General features: G+C 53.4%; 19 protein-coding genes and 1 pseudogene. 7 read left to right on the top strand and 13 right to left on the bottom strand.

The annotated features are described in order from the left end of the window. Positions 1-51 precede the first annotated feature (51 nt). Positions 52-417 (bottom strand): MmcQ/YjbR family DNA-binding protein, encoded by a 366-nt coding sequence (locus tag HMPREF9412_RS23880; RefSeq protein WP_009594400.1) that lies wholly within the window; start codon positions 415-417, stop codon positions 52-54. 147 nt (positions 418-564) lie between these two features. Between HMPREF9412_RS23880 and HMPREF9412_RS23885 the strand changes: the two genes are divergently transcribed. Both HMPREF9412_RS23885 and HMPREF9412_RS23890 read left to right on the top strand, forming a co-directional pair. After that, positions 565-957 carry a hypothetical protein gene (locus HMPREF9412_RS23885; protein ID WP_009594367.1) on the top strand — a complete coding sequence of 131 codons (393 nt, stop codon included), beginning with the start codon at positions 565-567 and terminating at the stop codon, positions 955-957. Positions 958-1,036: 79 nt separating this feature from the next. Further along, a complete protein-coding gene (locus HMPREF9412_RS23890) occupies positions 1,037-1,792 on the top strand; it encodes a YheC/YheD family protein (protein WP_009594356.1) in 756 nt (251 codons plus the stop codon). Between the two features lie 107 nt (positions 1,793-1,899). Here the strand turns inward: HMPREF9412_RS23890 and HMPREF9412_RS23895 are convergent, their stop codons facing one another. Both HMPREF9412_RS23895 and HMPREF9412_RS23900 read right to left on the bottom strand, forming a co-directional pair. Further along, positions 1,900-2,409, bottom strand: a complete 510-nt coding sequence (locus HMPREF9412_RS23895; protein ID WP_009594364.1) for a CYTH domain-containing protein — start codon at positions 2,407-2,409, stop codon at positions 1,900-1,902. A 129-nt stretch (positions 2,410-2,538) separates the two neighbouring features. Next, positions 2,539-3,003 carry a DinB family protein gene (locus tag HMPREF9412_RS23900; protein ID WP_009594385.1) on the bottom strand — a complete coding sequence of 155 codons (465 nt, stop codon included), beginning with the start codon at positions 3,001-3,003 and terminating at the stop codon, positions 2,539-2,541. A 138-nt stretch (positions 3,004-3,141) separates the two neighbouring features. On the opposite strand from HMPREF9412_RS23900, the gene HMPREF9412_RS23905 reads away from it, so the two are divergent. Further along, a complete protein-coding gene (locus HMPREF9412_RS23905; protein ID WP_009594389.1) occupies positions 3,142-4,116 on the top strand; it encodes an aldo/keto reductase in 975 nt (324 codons plus the stop codon). 84 nt (positions 4,117-4,200) lie between these two features. Here the strand turns inward: HMPREF9412_RS23905 and HMPREF9412_RS23910 are convergent, their stop codons facing one another. Together HMPREF9412_RS23910 and HMPREF9412_RS23915 are read right to left on the bottom strand one after the other, a co-directional pair. Further along, complete coding sequence (locus HMPREF9412_RS23910) at positions 4,201-8,256, bottom strand: tail fiber protein (RefSeq protein WP_009594382.1); 4,056 nt, start codon at positions 8,254-8,256, stop codon at positions 4,201-4,203. 283 nt (positions 8,257-8,539) lie between these two features. Further along, a complete protein-coding gene (locus tag HMPREF9412_RS23915; RefSeq protein WP_009594401.1) occupies positions 8,540-9,478 on the bottom strand; it encodes an aldo/keto reductase family protein in 939 nt (312 codons plus the stop codon). Between the two features lie 160 nt (positions 9,479-9,638). On the opposite strand from HMPREF9412_RS23915, the gene HMPREF9412_RS23920 reads away from it, so the two are divergent. Further along, on the top strand, positions 9,639-9,977 hold the full coding sequence (locus HMPREF9412_RS23920) for a winged helix-turn-helix transcriptional regulator (RefSeq protein ID WP_009594357.1): 339 nt from the start codon (positions 9,639-9,641) through the stop codon (positions 9,975-9,977). A 140-nt stretch (positions 9,978-10,117) separates the two neighbouring features. On the opposite strand, the pseudogene HMPREF9412_RS23925 reads toward HMPREF9412_RS23920, so the two are convergent. The 3 genes and pseudogenes from HMPREF9412_RS23925 to HMPREF9412_RS23935 form a co-directional block, all read right to left on the bottom strand. Further along, positions 10,118-10,324, bottom strand: a pseudogene (locus tag HMPREF9412_RS23925) (KGG domain-containing protein); the annotation flags it as partial. Positions 10,325-10,396: 72 nt separating this feature from the next. Next, on the bottom strand, positions 10,397-11,248 hold the full coding sequence (locus HMPREF9412_RS23930; protein WP_009594388.1) for a manganese catalase family protein: 852 nt from the start codon (positions 11,246-11,248) through the stop codon (positions 10,397-10,399). A 151-nt stretch (positions 11,249-11,399) separates the two neighbouring features. After that, positions 11,400-12,149 carry a MerR family transcriptional regulator gene (locus HMPREF9412_RS23935; RefSeq protein ID WP_009594370.1) on the bottom strand — a complete coding sequence of 250 codons (750 nt, stop codon included), beginning with the start codon at positions 12,147-12,149 and terminating at the stop codon, positions 11,400-11,402. A 184-nt stretch (positions 12,150-12,333) separates the two neighbouring features. On the opposite strand from HMPREF9412_RS23935, the gene HMPREF9412_RS23940 reads away from it, so the two are divergent. After that, on the top strand, positions 12,334-13,290 hold the full coding sequence (locus tag HMPREF9412_RS23940; protein WP_009594405.1) for an LCP family protein: 957 nt from the start codon (positions 12,334-12,336) through the stop codon (positions 13,288-13,290). 45 nt (positions 13,291-13,335) lie between these two features. Here the strand turns inward: HMPREF9412_RS23940 and HMPREF9412_RS23945 are convergent, their stop codons facing one another. After that, the gene (locus tag HMPREF9412_RS23945; protein WP_009594372.1) at positions 13,336-14,115 is read right to left on the bottom strand and encodes a helix-turn-helix transcriptional regulator; all 780 of its coding nucleotides are present in this window, start codon (positions 14,113-14,115) and stop codon (positions 13,336-13,338) included. Positions 14,116-14,290: 175 nt separating this feature from the next. On the opposite strand from HMPREF9412_RS23945, the gene pyk reads away from it, so the two are divergent. Together pyk and HMPREF9412_RS23955 are read left to right on the top strand one after the other, a co-directional pair. Beyond that, positions 14,291-15,706, top strand: coding sequence for a pyruvate kinase (gene pyk / locus HMPREF9412_RS23950; RefSeq protein WP_009594353.1), 1,416 nt, complete (start codon positions 14,291-14,293; stop codon positions 15,704-15,706). A 146-nt stretch (positions 15,707-15,852) separates the two neighbouring features. Continuing rightward, positions 15,853-17,067: an L-dopachrome tautomerase-related protein gene (locus HMPREF9412_RS23955; protein ID WP_036673386.1), complete on the top strand. Its 1,215-nt coding sequence runs from the start codon at positions 15,853-15,855 to the stop codon at positions 17,065-17,067. 61 nt (positions 17,068-17,128) lie between these two features. Here the strand turns inward: HMPREF9412_RS23955 and HMPREF9412_RS23960 are convergent, their stop codons facing one another. From HMPREF9412_RS23960 to msrA, 4 genes are all read right to left on the bottom strand, one after another. Next, the gene (locus tag HMPREF9412_RS23960; RefSeq protein WP_009594355.1) at positions 17,129-19,009 is read right to left on the bottom strand and encodes a cyclic nucleotide-binding domain-containing protein; all 1,881 of its coding nucleotides are present in this window, start codon (positions 19,007-19,009) and stop codon (positions 17,129-17,131) included. A gap of 72 nt (positions 19,010-19,081) precedes the next feature. Then, entirely contained in the window at positions 19,082-19,696 is a 615-nt protein-coding gene (locus HMPREF9412_RS23965; RefSeq protein ID WP_009594390.1) for a hypothetical protein, read from the bottom strand. A gap of 306 nt (positions 19,697-20,002) precedes the next feature. Beyond that, on the bottom strand, positions 20,003-20,965 hold the full coding sequence (locus HMPREF9412_RS23970; protein ID WP_009594396.1) for a phosphotransferase enzyme family protein: 963 nt from the start codon (positions 20,963-20,965) through the stop codon (positions 20,003-20,005). 412 nt (positions 20,966-21,377) lie between these two features. Continuing rightward, positions 21,378-22,343, bottom strand: a complete 966-nt coding sequence (gene msrA, locus HMPREF9412_RS23980; RefSeq protein WP_009594369.1) for a peptide-methionine (S)-S-oxide reductase MsrA — start codon at positions 22,341-22,343, stop codon at positions 21,378-21,380. Positions 22,344-22,360: the final 17 nt, after the last annotated feature.

Raw genomic sequence — 22,360 nt, forward strand, 5'->3', positions numbered from 1 at the left:
TGGCTTGCGGCCACCACGCTGCCATAGGGCGATTACGTTGTGGAGCAGCCTTCATACCAGCCGCTGGGATATGGCTGCGCGCTGCGCTTTCGGCAAACTCTTCAGCACCAAATCGTAGGAATGGTCGATCATATCGCGCAGGTCCGCTTCCGTTAAGGAGCCATCGACGGTCACCGTGTTCCAGTGCTTCTTATTGAGATGGTATCCGGGCTGCACGGCGTCATGCTGCTCGCGCAAATTCTCCGCGATGACCGGATCGCATTTCAGGGAAATATGGCTGACCTTCTCCCCTGCCGTTGTGGTAATCAGGGCAAACATTTTGCCGCCGACCTTCATGACGATCGGAAGCGGTCCGAACGGATAATCCTCGGCTGCGGCTTTCTTCGAAAGACAATAAGCAATGAGTGGGCTTCGCACCTGGAAATTCTCTCCTTCAAGATCAGATCTATTTGATTATAGTAGATGATGTTTCCCTGTTCAATTCCGTTTGATATGTTGTTCATGCTCCGTTCATACAACTCTTGTATATTGGGACTGATTCAATATGCAAGGGGGAATTTATCCATGTTGAAGTACAGCAAATGGCTGATGCGCATTGCGGCCATTTATATGCTCATCGGCGCATTGATCGGAGCGGACATGGCAGGCAGAAGCAGCTACAGCATGGTTGCAGGCCACGCCCATATCCTGGTGGTAGGCTGGCTGACCTTGTTTGCCTATGGCATGTTCTACTACGTCTTTCGGGACAAGCTCAGCATGAGAAGAACCGCCGCGATGCACTTCTGGACGAGTTTGCTCGGGGGCGGGATCATGCCGCTGGGCATGCTGATGTATTACCAAATGCAGAATACGGCAACCCTGCTGGCCTTTATCATTCCAGCATCGATTTTGCTTGTCGCAGCAGTTTTATTTATCACCTTATTGTTTTTCGATAAAAAATTGTTTTCGAACACATAGCTTGGCTCAAGGCCATCGTGGAGGCTTGCTCTACTTTATCGGCATATGCTGAACAAAAAGAGAGGTGAGCCTCTTAACTATGAGCTATAAAAGCAGTACCATCAAAAGCAAGTGGAAGAAAACGAAATGGTTGAACGAAGATGCTTACTTCAGGCAGTACGTACCCCACACGCTGCCGTTCAGCAAAAAAAACCTGAATGCTATGCTGGCGGACTACACCACGGTTTTCTTCAAACCTACGGATGGCTCTGGAGGCAATAACATTATCCGGATCCGCAAAACCGGCGGAGGCTACCAAAGCCAGCTGAACACGACGAAAACGTCGTACTCGAGCTCATCTCAGCTGTACCGCGACCTGAATCGCTTTGCAGGGAGCAGACCTTATCTGCTGCAAAAAGGAATTCGCTTGGCCAAAAGCAATGGCAAGCCGTTCGATATCCGGGTGATGGTCCAGAAAACCCGAGAGGGCGCCTGGGTCGGCACCGCCCTCTTCACGAAGGTCGGCAATCCGAACAAAGTTGCCACCAATTATAATCAAGGCGGCTCCATCGGCACGTTCAAGAAAACGATGAGCGGCGCCAATTTCGACTCGGCCTTCACCCAGCAGCTCGAGTCTGAACTCAAGGGACTCGGCGTTGCCGTAGGCAAAAACTTTGACCGCCATTATAAAGGATTCAAGGAACTTGGCCTGGACGTGGCTGTCGATTCCAAAGGGAGACCGTGGATTCTCGAGGTCAACACCAGACCGCAAATTTATCCGCTCAAAAATCTAAAGGACCGCAGCCTCTACCATAAAGTGCTGTCTTACGGTAAGCATTATGGGCGTACGAAATAAACGAGGATACTTCAGTCGCTTAAACCAAACGGCCGGGCATCATGCCCGGCCGTTTTTGGCTGTAATCTCATTTTAAAAACTTATGATCAGGATACCTGGAAGAGCGCTCAGGCTTCCCTGCCTGCTTGAAGCTGCAGATCCCGCCATACCTTCTTGTTGCTGTATTGTTTGTCCGTGCTGATATCTTGTCCGAACCATGCCGGCGGCACAAAGCCGTCAGCGGCTTCCAGGGAAGGAAATTCGACTTCCAGCACAAGCAAGCTTATCTGCGCATAATCGTCGATTTCGATGATCGTGCTGCCCCAACGGGCGGTTACCCGTCTCTTGGTCAACGGAATCGCCCCATGCGCCTTGACTACCTGATCGTAGAGACCTTCGGAAATCGCATATTCAACTTCTTCCCGGGCAATTCCCCACCCTTTTTTGAACGTATGGGTGAATTCGAGCCGACCCGATGTCAGATCCGTTATTTTTCGGACCCGCAGCTCCTGGTCCCCATCCAATGCCAAATACGTCTGCTCGATGAACTGCTCCTTCTCGACCACGATGATTCCTTCCTGAATCAACTCATCGGGATAAGCCTCCAGAAGGTATTTGCGTTCGATTTCAATCGCCATGAGTGTGATATCCTCCATTCGTCATTCCCATTCTGCTGATTCCATTATAAGGACCCGCAGCCCCAGCGACAAATAAAAAGCGATAGAAGGTATACGCTGGGCATACTTCTATCGCTTCGAGTTCATGCATTACTTTATCAATTTTCTATAAGCCTTGATCGTCTGCGTGTGCATGCCTTCGTGGTACATGCTGAATGTAAGAAACTCGCCGACGGTTTGGAACGTCACGGGACCGATCGTCAGCGGGTGTGCCGAGGCCTGGTCCAGGCGATTCAAGAAGGTTTCGCGGATCCGGGCGGTTTGCTCCTGCAAAAGCTCTGCCAGCTCAGACAGCGCAGGCGGCTTCGATGTCCAATCGGCCGGCTTGGTTCCGGTTGCAAACCATGCCTCGAATCCTTCCGGAAGACGCGGCTGCTCGCCCGCGGTCGCAAAAGCGAACTGCTCGGTTACGGTGTAGATATGCCCGAGATTCCAGCGAATGCTATTCGCAAATCCTTCCGGGATGATATCCGCTTCCTGTTCCGTTACATGTTCCACTGATTTCAAGGTTGCTCCTCTGGCAAAATCCAATTGGTTGAAAATCGCTTCATTCATAGCATAATCCCCCTTCCAATTCGTACGTAACTATCCTATCGTACTATTCAGCCTATCGCAAGAAACTTTCCATTTGAAGCGACTCTTGGATCATGTTTATACTATAGGAAATCTATACATAAAGGAGTGGGATCAAGTATGAATTACCGCCGTCTTGGCAGCAGCGGCCTGAAGGTTTCGGAGCTGGGGCTCGGCACGAACGCTTTTGGCAAAAGAGCCGATCAAGAAACATCCACCCGGATCCTGGATCACGCGCTGGACCGTGGCATCAATTTCATCGATACCGCCAATATTTACGCCGGGTCGGAATCCGAGCGCATCATCGGTGAGGCGCTGGCGGGCAAACGCCATAACGTCGTATTAGCCACGAAAGCCGGACTCGTGAACGGCCAAGGACCGAACGAACGGGGCTCCTCCCGCTATCATCTGCAGCAAGAGCTGGAGAACAGCTTGAAGCGGCTGAAAACCGACTACGTAGACCTGTATCAGATCCATACGTTTGATCCGGAAACTCCCCTTGAGGAGACCTTACGCACGCTGGACGACATGGTAACATCGGGCAAGGTCAGATATATCGGCGCCTCCAACTATGCCGCCTGGGAAATCATGAAGGCGCTCGGAATCAGCGAATTGCGCGGATATGCCCGTTATGTATCGACCCAAACGAGTTATTCCCTGGCAGACCGTACGCCAGAGCTGGAGCTTGTCCCCCTCTGTCTTGATCAGGGCGTTGGCATCATTCCGTATTTCCCGCTGGCCGGCGGCATTCTCACCGGCAAATACGGTCAGGGGGCAAGCAAGCCTGCCGGCTCCCGCGCGGAAACGGACCCGAACTTCAATCGCTTCCTCGAAGAGCGCAATCTGAAGCTCGGTCAACAAGTCAGCCAGCTCGCAGCAGAGCACGGCCATTCTCCCAGCGCACTGTCCATTGCCTGGCTGATGGACCGACCTGCCGTCTCGACCGTCATTGTCGGGGCTACGAAGACCGAACAGCTGGACGATAATCTGAAAAGCCTTGAGATTAAGCTGGACAAGTCCCTGCGTTCGAGCCTGGATGAAATCAGCGACGGCTTTGTTCATGCCAAGCCGTTTGCAACGTATCGGTTGGGGTAACCGCGGTGTTCGATTAATACAAAGAGCTGCTCCGGGACCAACGGCCCTTCGGTGCAGCTCTTTTTCTTCTATACACGAAAACCACTATTTAGACGGCATATCTCCGATCATCCCCGATGCCGAAAGCATCCGTAGAAGAATCGTTGCCGTTTCCGCCCTGGTCATATCACTCCGAGGTCTCAGCTTGGCATCGTAACCGCTCATGAGTCCGCTGTGAACCACTTCGGCTGCAGCCCCCTTCGCCCAGTTTGCCAATTCGGCACGGTCTTGGAAAGCAGCCAGCACAGCCTCCGAATCCATGGCCTCTACCATTGGGGAAACCTCAGCGAACTTTAACGCTCTTGCGAAAATAACCATCGCCTCCTGTCTGGAAATCAAGCCATTCGGCAAAAAGGTCCCGTCGGCATACCCGTGTATGAGTCCGTTCCCGCTCGCCGCCGATACGGCTCCCACATACCAGTCCCGGGAAGTTACATCTTGAAACGAGCTTGTATTGCCTTGCTCCGTTAAACCGAGCGAGCGTACCAGCATGGTGACGAATTCCGCACGGGTTACCGGTTCATTCGGATGGAATCCGGCGGCGCTGCCGCCAACGATAAGGCGTGACGCCATCTCGTTCACCGCCGCCTCGGCCCAATGGCCTTTCATATCCGATAGTTCTTCTTCGTGGATGAGTAAAGCATACGTCCCGCTGTATAAACCTTTTATTATGGCGTAAGTACGGCCTTCCCGCGCAACCAGCCGGGTCGGTGCGTGATGGACCTTCCCTTGATCATCCAGCAGAACCGCCGTTGTCACGATGGCAGCTGACCCCTCTGCCACGGGAACTTCCAGCTCCACATAAGAGGAATAGCTATTTCCGCTCAGCCGTTTTCCTTGATCGTAGGCTGCGACGCTAACGTCTATGGAGCCGTAATGTTCACCAAAATACTTCCCGTTCCCGACCTGCTTCAGCTTAGCGCTGATCGCGGCGTTGCCATCGGCAAGGACGAGATGGATCGCGCCTTCCTTCGTTTCGGCAAGACTGCCGATCTGTTCGGAAATGGCTTGAACCGGAATACGGACGCTGCCTGCCAAGGTCTCGAATGCAATCATCGCGCCGCTTGCTTCAAGCGCTTTGGCGGATTTCCCGTCCAGAACCACCACGGCTTGATCGAGCTCCTCCGTGGCGCGCAGCCGGACGATCGGTCGGCTGTTCTTCTCCAGTGCCAGCAGCGATTGGAGCCTGTCTCCGTTCACCTTGACGGTCAGCACGGTCTGTCCATTCTCTTTCGTTACCTCCGTTGATATCAAGCCGGTCTGTAAAACGTCGTTTACATACGACTTGACGTCGCTGCTGCCTGCCGGGCTCTGCCCTGAGCCTGCCCCTTGACCTGCTTGAGAACTCCCACCTGCCCCAGGTCCTTGACCTTCCGAAGATCCTGATCCGCCCCCCGGCGTCCCCGGATTGGAAGGATTTCCGGGTTCAGGTTCAGGTTCAGGGGAAACGGCTGCCTCTCTGGTCACATCCAACGTGTAAGTCTTCGCAGCTCCGTTCTGAGCCGTAACCACAAGATGAATGGTGTTGCTTCCTACCGCTAGGCTGATCGAATCTGATGCCTGTCCGGCGGAGACAGCCTTACCGTTTATCGTCACTGTTGCCTGAGGATCGGAAACGCTCGGCGTTATGCGGATCTCCGTTATACGGTTTCCAACATGGCTAATGTAGCTGGTGACAGCAGGGTTGAATGCCGGGGCAAGCGTTCCATGCGATAATGCTAATCCGCTTAAATCCGCATCGCCAGAAACGGGTATCTCGGCACCGGCTGGTGTTGCGCTCACCTCTTCCGAAAATGCGCTGGAGCCCCCGTCATTTCCGGCTTTCACCGCAAAATAATAGGTCGTTCCGTTCAGCAAATCCCCTGCTGAATACGTCGAACCCGTAACCGTTGCGATTGGTGCGCTCCCATATACGCCGGACCCCGTCCCGGAATAAATATCGTAATAAGTCGCACCCGTTACGGTGGACCACCGTAAGGTCACCTCACCATCCCCCGCTGTGGCCGTCAGATTGGCAGGCGCTAACGGTGCTGCGACAGGCTCAGCCTCCGTTGTAAAGCTCCAATCCCCAGTGCGCTTCATGCCTGCGTAGAGGTTGCCTGCTGTATCCTGAAATGCGCCCTCCTCTATTTCGACGTAATAACGCGTAAGGTACGATAGCTGTCGCGACAGGCTTACCGCTACCTTCTCGTCGATCACGCTGACGCGGGCGCTATCGGTTACTTCGATCGACTCGATCTTTTGACCGTCCGCCGCTCTCATAATCGATATGTATTTGCCGCTGCCTGCGGTAACGGGTTCATCGAACGTGAATTCAAGCTTCGTCCCGATCGGCACGTCATCCGTCAGATGCAGAGGAGCCCGATCCACCACGACAGGCGCACCCGAATCGATCCATTTGGCATACAGCGTCAGGTCAGCCTGAATCGGCGTCGCGAAATCGAATGGAAACTGGAGGGCTTGATCCGTATACCACCCTCCGAATGCATAACCGGATTTCACCGGATCGACGGGCTTCGTTGCCGCCGTATGATGAGGGACGACCTCGTCTGCCACGGGCGACCCTCCGTTGCTGTCGAACGTCACGGTTTTAGGGAAATAGATCGAGAAACGGACCTCAGCCTTATTCCCTGCACGGTCGGTAACGACGAGATCGAATTCCCCTTCCGTGTTAACCCTGTCTCCGCTCTGAAACGCTTGCTGATTGAGCGTTGCGCTCCCTTCATTGAAGAAGATTTGCAGCTCCCGATCGTATTGGCCTCCATCTGCCACGCCTGAAACCAGAGGAGCGGTTTGGTCGATCTCAAAATCGGCCTTGACCGTTTTTCCGCGAGGCGACTCGACGACCAGTCTATACTGGCCATCCTTGCGGATGGTCGTACCGCTGGCAAAGGGCTGCCCGTCCAGCGTTCCCGTGCCATGGGTATAAACAGGCGTCACTTCGTGATTATAAATTCCTCCATCGGTTACTCCGCTTATCCGGGGTTCAGGCTCTGCCACGTGGATGGTAACGCTGGTTACGCTGCCGCTCTTGTTATTATTGCTAGCGATATATGTAAAAGAATCTGTGCCAACAAAATCGGCATCCGGCGTATAGGTAAAGGAGCCATTCTTATGAAATGTTATCTTTCCATGAGCAGGCAGATTCAATATTTTGGCTGTCAGAACATGGGAATCATTATACATCACCCCAGGGGACGATACCGTTAATGGTGTGGAGACAGCTGTTGTATATTGGTCGGAAACACTTACAGGCTGAACTTGCTGCAGGGTTGGAACGTATCCGTAATGGGATACGTAATACTGCGTCAATGGCTTGCCCCTTAGATCAGGAACTCCAAATGTTTGGTTCGGAGTTCCCCCAAACTTGTTGCCGATTAACTCATAAAGTGCTCTGTTCGCTGCAACATTCAGAAGCTTGCCGTCTGCCATATAGGATGCTAGCCCCGGGATTTCCAAAGGAAACATGCGTGTCTCGCCGACATACACCTCACCAGCGCTGCTTGGATGGATACCGGCCTTGGCGGCGAAATACCGGATGTTGGACTGCATAGGGTCAATCTGCGGCAATTTAAAGCTGCCCTGCCTGTCTTGGCCGAATGTAGTACCGTACACACTGTACAGAGGTTCGGAATCGCTTAAAGAGCGGCCATCCGTCGTCACCCAGATATCATTCATCTCCATATAGTAGGGAAAGAGCCGAAGCTCCCCCAGCATCGTATTGGAGGTCAGTCCACTGTCTCTCGGATATAATCCCTCAGCAGCGATATAATATCCCATGCCCGGCACCGGTTCTTCCCCCCGTAAATCAGGCAGTGCAAACGTCTTGGTGCCATCCCCTCCAAAGTTGTTGCCCAGTAGAGTATACAAAGCGGAGTTTTCCAGACTTATCGTTAACACTTGCCCTGCACAGTATATCCACCCTTCGGGACCATCCCGGTAAGGAATTAGACGGATCTCCCCCAGATATTGAGCGTCTGGAAGATTAGCCTTAACCGTCTTCGGAGATGCGAGCACACCCAATACAACCTCTAAACCTATTAGAATGGACAACATCACCTTCAACCATTTCGTGGATGCCATCGGCCTTCGTTTTTGCATATTGCAACTTCTCCCCCTAATGCATTTGTCCTATTTCAGTAATATAATACTATCAAGTAGTATAACATTACTACAGAGTAGTATAAATGGTAGGAGGTATAATTCAACAAGAAAATGTCTTCTAATAGAGGGAGGGTTCGTTAGCCAAAGAGACACGCAAAAAAAGATGGCCCCCGAACCAAGTCAGAAGCCATCTTATATAAATCTTTCATACTGCCCTCGGATTCTCTTATTCCCAAGGGTCCATGCGATAAACGTTTTAGTTCTTAGTCGATTTACTTCCCTATTTCAATATCTCCTCGATGCGAGTCTGAACATCTTCGCTAAGATCGATACCGGATGCCTTCGCATTCTCGGTTACCTGCTCCGGACGGCTTGCGCCGACCAGTGCGCTGGCTACGTTCGGCTGACGCAGAATCCACGCAAGCGCCAGATTGCCCACGGACACGTCAAGCTCAGCCGCAATCTTCTCCAGCTCGCGAACCTTCGCGATTTTCTCTTCGGTAATGCCTTTGCGCATCCATTCCAGCTTCGCTGCTCGGCTGTCTGCCGGAATATCGGAGGCAGAGGTATATTTCCCCGTCAGCAGGCCTTGTGCCAGCGGGGAGAATACGACCTGCCCAATGCCGGAACGCTCGCTGAGCGGAATGATTTCCTTTTCAATATAACGTTCAAACATATTGTAGATAGGTTGATTGACCACGATGCGGTCGAGGAGGTAACGATCCGCTACCGTCAATGCCTCCGCAATTTGCGAAGCCTGCCACTCGCTGACGCCGACATAGAGCACCTTGCCCTGCCGAACAAGGTCGTCGATCGCGCGAAGCGTCTCGTCCAGCGGCGTTTCCGGATCATGGCGGTGGCAGTAGAAAATATCCACGTAATCGTGGCCAAGTCGCTTCAAGCTGGCATGCGCCTGCTCCATAATGTGCTTGCGTGACAAGCCCCGGTCGTTCGGGCCGTCGCCCATCGGCCAGAAGGCCTTTGTCGCCAGCACGTACGATTCGCGCGGATACGCTTTCAATGTCTCGCCTACCAATACTTCGGCTGCGCCCTTCTCGTAAACATTCGCCGTATCAAAGAAGTTAATGCCCAGATCATAAGCCGTTTTAATCGCGTTAACCGCATTCTCGCGTTCAACGTAACCTCCGTATGTAAGCCAGCTTCCCAAGCTGACCTCACTGACCTTGAGACCTGTGCGTCCTAATCTTCTGTATTTCATGGCAAATCCTCCTTCAATAGATTAACTTGGATGCTACATGAACTATTCTAAAGTAGTTCCTATTCCCACGGAAGAAGTGAAATGTTCTTCACTATATTATAAGAAGGATAGCTGATATACTGGAGTATAGTTAACAGAATACCGGAAGGAGCCTATGGTTATGGGAAATAAAGCGAGCAGTTACATACCGAAAACTCCCGAACATATCGAATGCAATATCGAAAAAACGCTGCTGGTTCTGGGGGGGAAATGGGCATTTCTCGTCATTCGGGAGCTCTTTGGAGGCACGAAACGATTTGGCGAGCTGCAGCGGCAAATCCCGAATGTCAGTCCGCGGGCGCTGACCACGACGCTCCGCCACTTGGAAGAACAGGGCGTGCTGGAGCGTGAAGTATTCCCTACCGTTCCGGTTACGGTGGAATACACTCTGACGCCGAAGGGCATGGACCTGCATGTCATCTGCAAGGAAATGAAGCTGTGGGCGGCACGGTGGACTTAAAATCAAGATAGCTGACAGCGTGCGGCAAACGATCCGAACCCGACGGTTAACTTAAAAAAAAGCAGCGGCGGATTCCATTTAACGGGAACCGCCGCTGCTTTGTTAAAAGCTTGCTATTTTAAGATTGTTAATTTCATTTAATCGTTATTGTTTTGATTGCCGCGGGATTCTCCGCCTTTGCGGCCGATTTCCTCGTAGAAGTCCTTATCATGGGACTCCGATGTGGCCTCTCCGCCCTTACGGCCGATTTCTTGGTAAAACTCCTTGTCGTGATTCTTGGCCGTTGCTTCGCCGCCTTTGCGTCCCGCTTCTTCTCTGCTCATTTTGTTACCGTTGTTGTTAGCCATTGTTCATCACTCCTAAGTTGTTTTTTGTTGCTGCTATGTCATGTATTTAACCCTTCGAAAAAAAATTAAACATTACTTTTCGATTCCCTCGTTCACCACATATGGGCCCGTTCCAAGCGTGGAGTGCTGGTGTTTGGCGGGAGGATTTAATACGGGAACGTCGCCGTAAGCCGCCGGATTTGCCACGTATTCGAAATTGCCGGTACCGTCCGGCAGCGGGCCGTTCGCCCAGCGTCCTTCGCGGCTCTCCTCGCCGACCGAGAAATTCATGAATTGGCGGGTCGCTTCTTCTACGCTGCGCTCGCGCGGGAACGAAGCAGGAGCAATCGGGCCTTCCATAGCCTCGATCTCCTCGATCGCGGCCAGCCACTGATTTTGATGCATGATATCGCGGGCTATCATAAAGGACAGCATGTCTCGGACACCTGGATCCGTCGTCTGCTCATACAAGCGTACGACCTGGACCAGCCCTTGGGACTCCGCGTTCAGATTCGCGCGGAAGTCAGCCAGCAGATTTCCGCTCGCGATGATGTACTTGCTGTTCCACGGATACCCGTTGCTGTCCGTCGGGGTCGCGCCCAGTCCCGATACGATCGCATGCTGAGGATTCATGCCTCCGAGCGCAGCGGCAATCAACGGATCCTTCGCCGCTTCGTCGACCTGATCTGCGGGAGCGCCATCCAGAAGCTGGGCGATCATCGTACTCAACATTTCGACATGGCCAATCTCCTCGGTTCCGATATCCAGCAGCATATCCCGATACTTCCGATCTGCGCGGCAGTTAAAACCTTGGAAGAGATACTGCATCATGACGGACATCTCACCATATTGACCGCCCAGCACCTCTTGAAGCTTTCTCGCATATACCGGATCCGGCTTCTCGGGTTTCGCCCGGAACTGAAGCTCTTTCATGTGAATAAACATCAAAGTCGTCCTCCTTCGTATATGTGATGATGAGTCCGAGTATTTTTTACCCGGCCCGACTGATCTGAAACCGTACCGGCCTGTTCATGCGGAATCCATGTATACGTCAGAAATGACAAAAGCCGCGGCTCGCGCGGCTTCATCATAGGAATTACGTCAGATTCGCATACCCCTCAGCAGCCGCATGCAGATAATAGGCCAACCCCGTCTGCTGTTCTTCCAGCATTCGAAGATGGAATTCATCGTTCAGGAAAAACTTCGTTTGTCCCGCAAAATCGGCAGCGGTAAAACCATGGCCCTGCTCGTTCATAAACCGCAAATGCTCGTGAATCGAATCCCGAACCCACTCATCATCGTGCCTGATTCCCGTTATCAGCGCATTAGCCATGCCAGCCATGAAGTCTGCCGCTTCCTTCGCCTGCTCGTTCATATCGGGAACATCCATCGGTGCTCCGTCAAGCAAATCCACCTCGTACCGCTCCTTCAAATGTTGATTCTGCTCAGCCAAGGCATCCTTCCACTCTTCTTCGCTATCAAACCCTTTGAACAATTCTTCCGGCTTCATGCTTTTTCCCTCCCCAACATATTCTATGGACTGCCTCAACGTCTGCAGAATGAGCTCCAGCCGATTCCACCGGCCCAGGAGCAGCTTCTCCTGCTCCGTGAGAATGGAGAGCCGATCCGGCGTTTCCCCCATCAGCTCTTTAATTTGCTCCAGCGGAAAATCCATCTCCCTGTAGAACCGGATTTGCTGCAAGCGCTCCAGTTCCGCTGCCCCGTACAAGCGATACCCCGCATCGCTGATCTCGGCAGGCTGCAGCAGTCCGATTTTGTGATAATGATGCAGCGTCTTGATGGTTACCCCGGACATTTCCGAAACCTCTTTTACCGTGTACAGCATGCTGTTCCCTCCTTCGATCTACAGTCTAAGGCCTCCCCTAAGAGGAGAGTCAACATGATCATGAATCCCGTATTTTTCGAATCTCTCGAATCACTTTTCATAAGAAAATATGATTTTTGCTCATTATTTTGCTAGAATGGTCCATTATGCAATCAGTTTAATAGAAAGGATGTTATAGGAAACGATGAAAAGGAAATGGTTCAAATACGCCATGCTCTTATTATCCGTTGGAATCTTGGGGATTATCTCGTACTATACCTACGCTATCATACAATTCTCAAACCAAATCTCGACCGCTTCGAATCCGGTGAAGCCAACGGGCAGCACGGGGGCCGCACAGGAAGAGGTCATTGAAATCCCGAAGTGGGAGGGCAAAGAACGCGTCAATATTCTTCTAATCGGAGGAGACTCCCGGGGAGACGATGCCGGAAGATCCGATACCATGCTGGTGGCCTCCATCGATCCCGTTACGAAAAGCGCCCATTTGTTCTCGATTTTGCGGGACACCTACGTGGACATCCCCGGTCATGGCAAAGGAAGGCTGAATTCGGCTTTTGCTTACGGTGGCATCGAGCTGACCAGACAGACCATCAGCGATTTGTTGGACCTGCCCATACATAAATATGTTTACACCGATTTTGTCGGATTCATCGCCCTGGTCGACGCCATCGGCGGGGTCGACATTGAAGTAGAGAAAGACATGTACTACACAAGCAAAGCCGACAAGCACATGTACGACATCGATTTAAAACAAGGGCTGCAGCATCTCGACGGCAAAATGGCGCTGCAGTACGTCCGATTCCGGCACGATGCGAGGTCCGACTTTGCCCGTACCGAAAGACAACGGATTCTCATGACGGAAGTCGCCAAGAAAATGCAGACCACGAGCTCGCTCATCAAGCTGCCCGGCATTCTGGATTCGATCGCGCCTTATATCGAGACGGACTTAAGCCCGAAGGAAATGCTGAAGCTGATGGCGCTCGGGTTTGACGTGAACCTGGACAAAGTCGATCAGCAGCAGATCCCGCCGTTCTCGCTGTTGACCAACGAGAAGGTCGGACGGGCCCAGGTGCTCGGCGTGGATAAAAACAAATTGCAGCAGTACGTGAAGGAATTGTTCGAAAGCGATGCCGCTGAATAAAGCCAGCAAGCAAACAAAAGAGGGCGTATGCCCTCTTTTTTTCGGCTAGACCGTCCGCGGACGCTCGTGCAGCAGCTCCGACGGAGCGCTGCCTGTGAACCGCTTATAGATTCTGTAAAAATAGGAGAGGTCCTGATAGCCGAGAAATACTGCAATTTCCTGTACCGTCAGCTGCGATTCCGTCAGCAAATACGCTGCGCGTTTCATCCGCTGGGCGTGCACGTACTGGCTAATCGTCTGTCCCGTGACGCTCTTGAAGAGCGCCGCAGCGTAATTGGGCGTTTTGCCGATGGCATCGCCGAGCTCCTCTTTCGTTATTCTCTCCCGGTAATGCCGCTCAATGTAAGATTTCATCCGTTCCGCATGCAAGTGCTTCTCGGGCGTGATAACGCCCCGATCCAGCTCTCGGCTGATATAAATCAACACTTCTGTCAATAATGCTTCTATCATCATTGCATAATAAGACGGGCGCTCCCGCCACTGCTGGTGGATCACCTTCAAACGTTCGTGGATCAATTCGTAACAGCCCGGTTTATGCTTCAACGCTTCTTCCCGTTCAAGCGCGGACAAAGCCGTGGACGGCTCTCCCGTCCATTGAACGACCATTTGCGTGTGCGTCACGGTAGGGATGCTTTTGCCGTAATACGGAACGCCGGCCGGAATAAGCAGCAGTTCCCCCTTCTCCATAATCTGCTTATCTCCATTCACCCAATATACGCATTTTCCATAGGTCGCCACGGTTAGACGCCATGCGCTCTTTCCATGGTCTGCTTCCTCATACCAATCGACGCCGCTAATTTGCCGAACTTCAACCGGAGTGACCATAATTTCACCTCATATGCATTACTATAATCCATTCATTGTACTATAGTTCATATCATGATTCGACAAGACAGGCTACAATGTGATCATTAAGGTAGTTCATGAGCTTTACATTTCTAGAAGCCCGAGTGCTGCAACATTGCCGCAGGGTGCAAATACAAAGGAGGAACAACCAATCATGCTTAAGACAAAAATCATCTGTACGATGGGGCCTGCATGCGATTCCATCGAGCTGTTAAAAAATATGATTCAGGAGGGGATGACGGTCGCCCGATTGAATATGGCACATGGCGAGCCGGAGGATCACGTGGCCCGGATTCGGAATGTTCGCCAGGCCGCATCCGAATTAAACACGTATGTCCCGATCATGATGGACATTAAAGGTCCCGAAGTCCGGATCGGCAAGCTGAAAGAGGCTTCCTGCCTTCTGAAACCCGGTGAGGAACTGATCCTGACGACCGAAGAAATTCTGGGAGACGCCCAGCGCATCTCGGTCAATTATGCCGAGCTGAATCTAGTCGTGAAACCGGGAGACCGCATCTTGATCGATGACGGCCTCGTAGACCTGAACGTCATTCGCGTCGACGGACCGGACATTCTTTGCAAAATCGTCAGCGGCGGCGTGCTCAAGCCGCGCAAAGGCGTCAACCTGCCCGGCATCAAAACGACGCTTCCCGGCGTCACCGAGCGTGACGTCATGCATATCGGCTTCGGACTGGACAACGACATTGAGATCATTGCCGCATCTTTTGTGCGCCATGGCGACAACATCCGCGAAATCCGCAGCATCCTGAAGGAACGCGGCGCGGAGCATGTGCAGATCATCTCCAAGATCGAAAACGGAGAGGGCATGGAGAACCTGGACGACATCATTGAAGCCTCCGACGGGATCATGGTTGCCCGCGGCGACCTTGGCGTCGAAGTGCCAATCGAAGAAGTGCCGATGATGCAGAAAGAAATGATCGATAAATGCAATCTGGCGGGCAAGCCGGTTATCGTGGCAACGCATATGCTGGAATCGATGCAGGTCAATCCCCGCCCTACCCGCTCCGAGGTGAGCGACGTGGCTAACGCCGTTATCCAGGGCGCAGACGTGGTCATGCTGTCCGGGGAATCCGCCGCTGGCAAATATCCGGTGGAATCCGTGCGTACGATGGCGGCAGTCGCCCGCCGCGCCGAGACCATGATCGATTATAAGGACCAGTTCGCTTTCAAATCACGACAACAAGTAGCCGATATTACCGAGGTCATCAGCCAAGGCGCGGTCAGCTCGTCCCTCGTGCTGAATGCCAAAGCCATCATTACGTCAACGGAGAGCGGATTTACGGCGCGGATGATTTCGAAATATCGTCCGGAAGCACCGATCATCGCCGTCACGCAGCATGAAGAAGTGCTGGCTAAAATCTGCCTGCTCTCCGGCGTCATCCCGGTAAAAGGCGACAAGGTCACCACAACGGACGAAATGTTCGAGTCCGCGACCCGCAACGCCATCAAGACAGGCTACATCGAAAAAGGCGACATTATCGTATTGTCTGCCGGCGTTCCGATCGGTCAATCCGGCAACACGAATCTGATTAAGGTTCTGCAAGTATAACGAAAAACACAAACTAGACCTCTCCGATGATTTAAGCAGCGCCAATCCGACCTTCTGGGCATATAACGAACTCAGAGGAATAAGCTCGTAAGGAAGGCGCTGCCCGTTTCGGGTGAACCGAACACGTTACCGGAGGTCTTGCCAGAATGTATATACCTTATCATCCTATGGGGATGCAGCAGCAGGCTGCCCTTCCCCATGCGAGGAAAGCTCATCACCCAACAAGTCCTTACCAAATGCTGTTCCACTGGAACCGCTTGGACTGGAACTTTCCGAATGTTGCGATGAAGCAGCGGTTCGAGCTGGATCAATACTGGAAGCACTGCATGCCTGCAGGCGTCAAAGTGGACCGACAGGGGCGTTTCTATGTTTCGGTTCCGCGCTGGGCGGAAGGCGTTCCCGCCACTCTCAACACCATCGTGATGGTGAACGGCAAGCCGGTGCTGAATGCTTTTCCGAGCTGGGAGTGGAATACGCCGGGAGATATGCGAGCGCTGCAATCCGTCCTGGGTTACGAGATCGACGGACATAACCGGATGTGGATTCTGGATCAAGGAAAAATCGCGTATAATACCTCGCCCGAAGGCTCGCAAAAGCTGGTTATCTGGGACCTGAGCGCAAATCGCCTGATCGACTCCATCGTCATCCCGGATGATATTGCACCGCCCCGGACATCGTTCCTGAACGATATCGTGGTGGATAACCGAAACGGTTACGCTTATATCACCGATTCGGGCTCCGGCTGGCCGGATCACGAGGTATACGGCGGCATCATCGTCTACAATATGAGAGCGAAGAGATTCCGCCGGGTCCTGGACAGCCATTACAGCACGCAGGACGTGCCAAGGTTCCGGTTCGAAATCGATACGGAGCCGGTCTACCGCAACAAGCCGGTCCGGATCGGCGCGGACGGCATCGCCCTGTCGGCGGATCGCGAAACGCTCTTCTACTGCCAGGTAACCGGACGCAATCTGTATGCGATCGATACGGGGCTGCTGCGTAATTTCGATACCCCCGATCCGCTCATTCGGAATTCCGTTCAAGCTCTGGGCAGCAAAGGGACGACGACCGACGGCATGCATGCCGACAATCGAGGCCATGTCTTCTACACCATGCTGGAAGGCAAAGGCATCGGTTATTATTCACCCTGCACGCGCTCATTTCACAAGCTGCTGTCCGATGACCGAATGCTGTGGGTGGACGGGGTGGCTTTCGATCAGCGCGGCTCGATCATCTTCAACAACAACCGCCTGCACCGCATGTTCGAGGAGCCGCAGAACATCGACTGGGACGATCCTTACAATCTGATTATATGGAGAGCCTACATCGGCCGGGATGTGAAGTCGTATTTATATGGTTGACGGTTATGAAAAAGGGTTAGGCAGTTCGGGCTTTCAAGCCCTCTGCCTAACCCTTTTCGTATTATAACTGCAATGCCTGGCCGCAGCGGCCGCAGTACCGCGTCCCTGCAGGCGACACGGTGCCGCAACCCTCGCAGGTTAAAGACGGCGGGGCGGTGCCCGGTCCTTCGGAACCGCTGCGCTTCGAATCGGAGCCGACCGCTTGCCGGAGCCGTTCCTCTACCTGCTGGGCGGGATTGACGGCCCGATGCATCGCCCTTTCCTCCTTCGTGCCTTGACGAATGAGCGAAAAGAGCAGCGCGATGCCGATGCCCCCGACCATGACCATGCCGACCATTTTCCACAAGCCCGCCGCATATGGATAGTCCCAAGCCGCATGCAGCAGGATGCTGATCAGCAGTAGGGCAGCCATCCTCAGGAGCCGATGCGCGGTCGAGCCCCGTTTGGCGGATTTCCCCAGGCCATACCACAGTCCGGCTGCGGCAATGGCCGTCCAGGTGCCGTGCCCGAACGGGGACAGCAGCGCCCGGACCCACAGCACAGCCAGCATCCCCGAAGTCGCATGCTGCTGCAGATACATGAAGCCGTACAGAATGCTCTCAACCGCGGCAAAGCCCATGCCTGCCGCAGCTCCGAATACTACGGCATCCATCAGGAAACGCTGCTTGCGCCCGCGGAGAAAGAAAAAGCATACGAGCAGCTTGGCAATTTCTTCGATAACGCCGATCAGAAGCGCTGCCTGCACATGCTCGATGGTCGTTGTCTCCAGACCGCTGCCGACGGACCAGAAGCGTTCCAGCACCCACGCAACCGGCACGGCGATGATGCCGGAAGCCGCGAATACGGCTGCCAGCCGAATGGGCTTGAATCCGAGCAGCTGGGAGCTGCGCATATAAGCAACAAACGAAACCGGTCCAACGAATCCGCCGGATATCAAAGCGGCATATATCCATACCGGCTGTTTCAGCCAAATGGCTAGCCCTGTGAACGCAACGAAAATGCCGCCAAGCGCCAGCAGCACATCCATCCAGCGATCTTTTTTGGGAGGGGCCGGAATGACGGCTTCTAGGGTCGCGGCAGCCTCGACTTCAGCTTCCGGCGCCTGCTCAGTCTCCGTGAATTGCAGCTTCGCCGATACCTCTTCATTGAGAAGTTCGGGCTTTCGAATCCGCAGCACCTCATGAAATTGCCGCCTGACCGGTTCGTACTGCTGCAGGACGAAATGAAACTCATCCCTGCCCATCACCATCAGCTCGCCGTTCTCAAGCGCCGTCACCGTGCCCGTATGGGCTTCGCCGCTGAGCAGGTCCATCTCGCCGAAATAATCCCCGGGCTTATAGACCGCCTTCTTCCGGCGCCCGCTTCGCACCTCGAACCGTCCTTCGGCAATCATATAGAAACGGTCCGCCATGGTGCCTTCCGCGACAATGACGTCCCCTTTGTATACTTTCCGCCTGACCGTGACTTCGGCAAGACCGCGCAGCTCCGCGTTCGGAATCGCGGCCCAGATCGTCGCCTTGCTCAGCATCGCATGCATCGTGCGGATTCGGGCCGAGAACGACAGGCTCTCGTGAAACATCGGGCTTGCCGCGGCAAGCCGGCTGAACGCGTTCTGCTCCAGCCGCAATGCCGTTACTTCGCCGATCGCCTGGGCACCCGAAGTCCTTTTTTCCTCAAGAAACAGGGAGACCTCACCGATCAATGCGCCTTCGCCCAGAACGTCCAGCGTCACCGTGTGGCCGATCAGATTCCTCGAAACGATCTGAACCTGCCCGCTCATGATGAAATAACAGGAATTGCCGTAGCTTCCCTCTACGATCAGCGGGTCCCCGTCATGAAACAGCTCCTCATGCATGGACTGGACGGCTCCTTCCAATTCATGCAGCGGCACCCCGCGAAACAGCGTATGATTACGCAAAAACTCCATGGCCTTCGTCGTCATCTGCAATCTCTCCATAGACGAAAAGAATCCGCCCGACGGCAGATTCCTCTCTATTCATTATGTACGACTCTATTATCGCATATTTCCGATGATGCTGCTGCGTGATTCTTCCATTTTCTTAATAAAATTCGTCATGACGTCAAAGGCTTCATTGCGCTTGTTGGTCATCGACTGCAGACGGAGCATGTCCATTTGCTGGGAGTTCGATAAGCTGTCGATCGATCCCTTCAGCTTCTCTGTTGCTTGATTGAGCTCTTCTGCCGTATATTCCTTCTTGGATGCATCTGCGATGCCTTCCGCTGCCAGCTTGCCGGCAAGATCGTCCGGTATCGAATATTTGCCGTCCACTGCTTCTCCGGTCAAAGCGCTGTTAATGCCTGCCATGGCGTCGTTCTTCTTGGCGATTTCCTCGTTCCGCTTCTGCACGTCCTGAATCTGGTTGTTAAGCTGCGCATCCAGCATCTGTGTCCGCTGCTGCTGCACGACCATCAGTGCGCTCTCAATATCCATGCTGGACAGATCGATCTGTGCGACGTTGCCGATCCCGCCAATGGAATTGTTCGTTGCGCTTCCTCCTACGGCCTGCTTGACCGACTGGTAAGCCTGGTCGTTCATCATGATGCCCGTGCCGGCCACTACCCCGACCAGAAGAGACGCGGCCGTGGATAAAATCATTTTTCGATTCATCGTTTCAACTCCATTCCTCTAATTCTTTGTGCCTAGTACGAAAATCATAGCAAATGCATGAACGGCGAACAAAGCAATATTTACCATATCTCGACAATTTATATAGAATTGAAGGGATTTTTTTCGCTTCCGCCCGCTCGCTGCTTGTCCGATGCGATCTATGGGGATGAAATCGTCTGATGCCGCCTTGAAGGCGCGACAAAAAACCACACCGTGCCCGATGTGGTTTTCCTGGTTCGATTAGCCCACTAAAGCCGTGCGGTTGCTAGCAACCAGCATCCAAGCTGCGCGTCATGGCTCGTGCGGTTACCACGGTTCCTTGAACCCCTGCCTATCCTGCTCGCAATCGCGCAGCAGCTTCGTGCGAAGCCCCTCATACCAAGAGGGGACATCGGCCAACTCGCTGTCCTCCAGGGAACTCAGCACTCTGGCAAAACCGTACAGACGGCTGAATCTTTGAAATCTTGAAAACTCTGCCTCCAGCTCGTGATCCAGGCTTCGGATCGAGCGATACCCTTTCAGAAATGCCTGCTTGGCATGCTCCGACTCGGCATCGGCAAGAGCCGTGACGATATCCGCCGCATACCAATGGTACATGGCATCGTCGAAATCGATCACGCGGAATGAACGTTCCTTCGCTTCATAAAAGATGTTATCCAGCTGGAAGTCATAGTGGATCAAGCCGTACGTCTGTCTCGACGCCGGCAGGAACTGCAGCCATAGACTGATCCGATGAAGCTCATCCATAGCATCCTGCTCCCCGGGATGCCGCCGCAGCACCTGATCGATCAAACGCAGGATGTCCTCCGCGCTTCTTCGCCTTACGGCTCCAGGTTCATATCGGCTGGACAGCGTATGCAGCCTTGCGAGCGATTTCCCCCAGTCCCTGCATTGGGACACGGTGAGATTGTCATGTAGAGCAATCCCTCCTGCGGCGCGAAACACGACGCCGTGATACTGCCCCTCCGGTTCCTGAATCGTCTCGATCCATTTCCCGTTGACGGAAGAAATCGGCGCGACGCAAGGGTATTCGTGCTTAAGCAAATACTGCATGAATTCCACCTCGGCCGTCAGCTGCTGGGCCGCATGTTCTTGCTCGAAATTAAACCGGAGGAAATAACGCTCTCCATCGTGGTTAAACACATACACGAAGTTGGAGCTGGCCCGCCAAAACTTCAGCGTTCCCTCATCAAACTCCCAGTTGCGGATCAGCTCGCGGGCGGCCTTGTCGCCAGCAAGTCCGCGAACCATCGTCGTTAACTTCATCATTTGCCTTTTTCCTCCCGCTACAGCATGAGAGGATTTAAACCTCGACTTATCCTAAGCAACAAGTCCTCTCATCATCTGTATCCCATTGTGAATATGAATCGTATTCAACAACGTCACTCCTTTCCGCACATGGACGCAAGTATTGGGTCTTGCCCAATCCTATTCTAACGGAGCTGCCAGCCATGCGGTTGGGAGAGAACGGGTATAGATGAAGTTTACGGCACGATCCTTCTCCCCCGCCTTCTTCCTTAGATAATCTTTTGAATGCGAACGCCAGAATCAGGCTCATGACGATATACATCAACACTTTGGAAGCTGGGCTATACGGGGAGAGCAGTATCCCTGCCAGAAAAAACAAATTCACTACAAGGTACAGCAGTTTGATTATCATAAGATGACCTCCATCCGTTCCCTACTCAAACAGCCCGGCGAATTCACCATAGCCTTCCCGGACCAGCGCTTCCTCCGGTATAAAACGCAGCGCCCCGGAGTTCACCTGATAATGCAGGCCGCCCGGCTGGGGCCCGTCATGATACAGATGTCCCAGGTAAGAGCCGGACAATCTGCCGTAGAGCGCGGTGCGTACCTTGCCGCCTCGGAGATCCCCCTTTTTGCTGATAAATCCTTCGTTCAGCGGCTTCCTAAAAGCCGGCAATCCCGTACCCGCATCATATTGATCGGTCGAGCTGAATAGAGGGTCGCCGTTCACCACGTCCGCGTAAATCCCCCGGCTTGCGTGATTCCAATACGGATTATCGTAGGCTGGCTCGTCCAAGCCTTCTTGCGTCACCGCGTATTGGATTGCGGTAAGACGCCTGCGCAGCTCATCCTGATCCTCTTTCCGCCTCCAATGCCGCTTCGCAAAAGAATCCCGGCCGGAACCCTCATAATATCGGTTATAGTCGTACCGGTGGGTATTATAGTAGTTCTGATGGACATCCTCCGCGGGATAAAAGGGACCCGCCGGCAGGATCGGCGTCACGATCTTCCCCTTGAACCGGCCGCTAAGCTGCAGGCTGCGCTTGGAGGCTTCCGCATGCTCGCGCTGCTCTTCGCCATGCACGAAAATCGCCGACCGGTAAGATGCCCCGCGGTCCATGAACTGGCCTTCCGCATCCGTTGGATCAATCAAGCGCCAATAGATGTCCAGCAGCCGTGAGTATGGAAATACATCCGGATTAAACCGGATTTGCACGGCTTCGTAATGCCCCGTCGTTTCCGTTCCTACTTCTTCGTAGATCGGATTCTCCGTATGGCCGCCCGTGTAGCCGGAAACCAGGGAAAGGATGCCGGGCAGCTCGTCAAACGGCTTCACCATGCACCAAAAACAACCGCCGGCAAATGTCGCCAATGAGGTCTTGCCGCTTCCATGCTTCAAGGCTATCGCTCCTTTCA

Origin of the sequence: Paenibacillus sp. HGF5, assembly GCF_000204455.1 — a bacterium.
Classification (GTDB): Bacteria; Bacillota; Bacilli; order Paenibacillales; family Paenibacillaceae; genus Paenibacillus_AQ; species Paenibacillus_AQ lautus_A.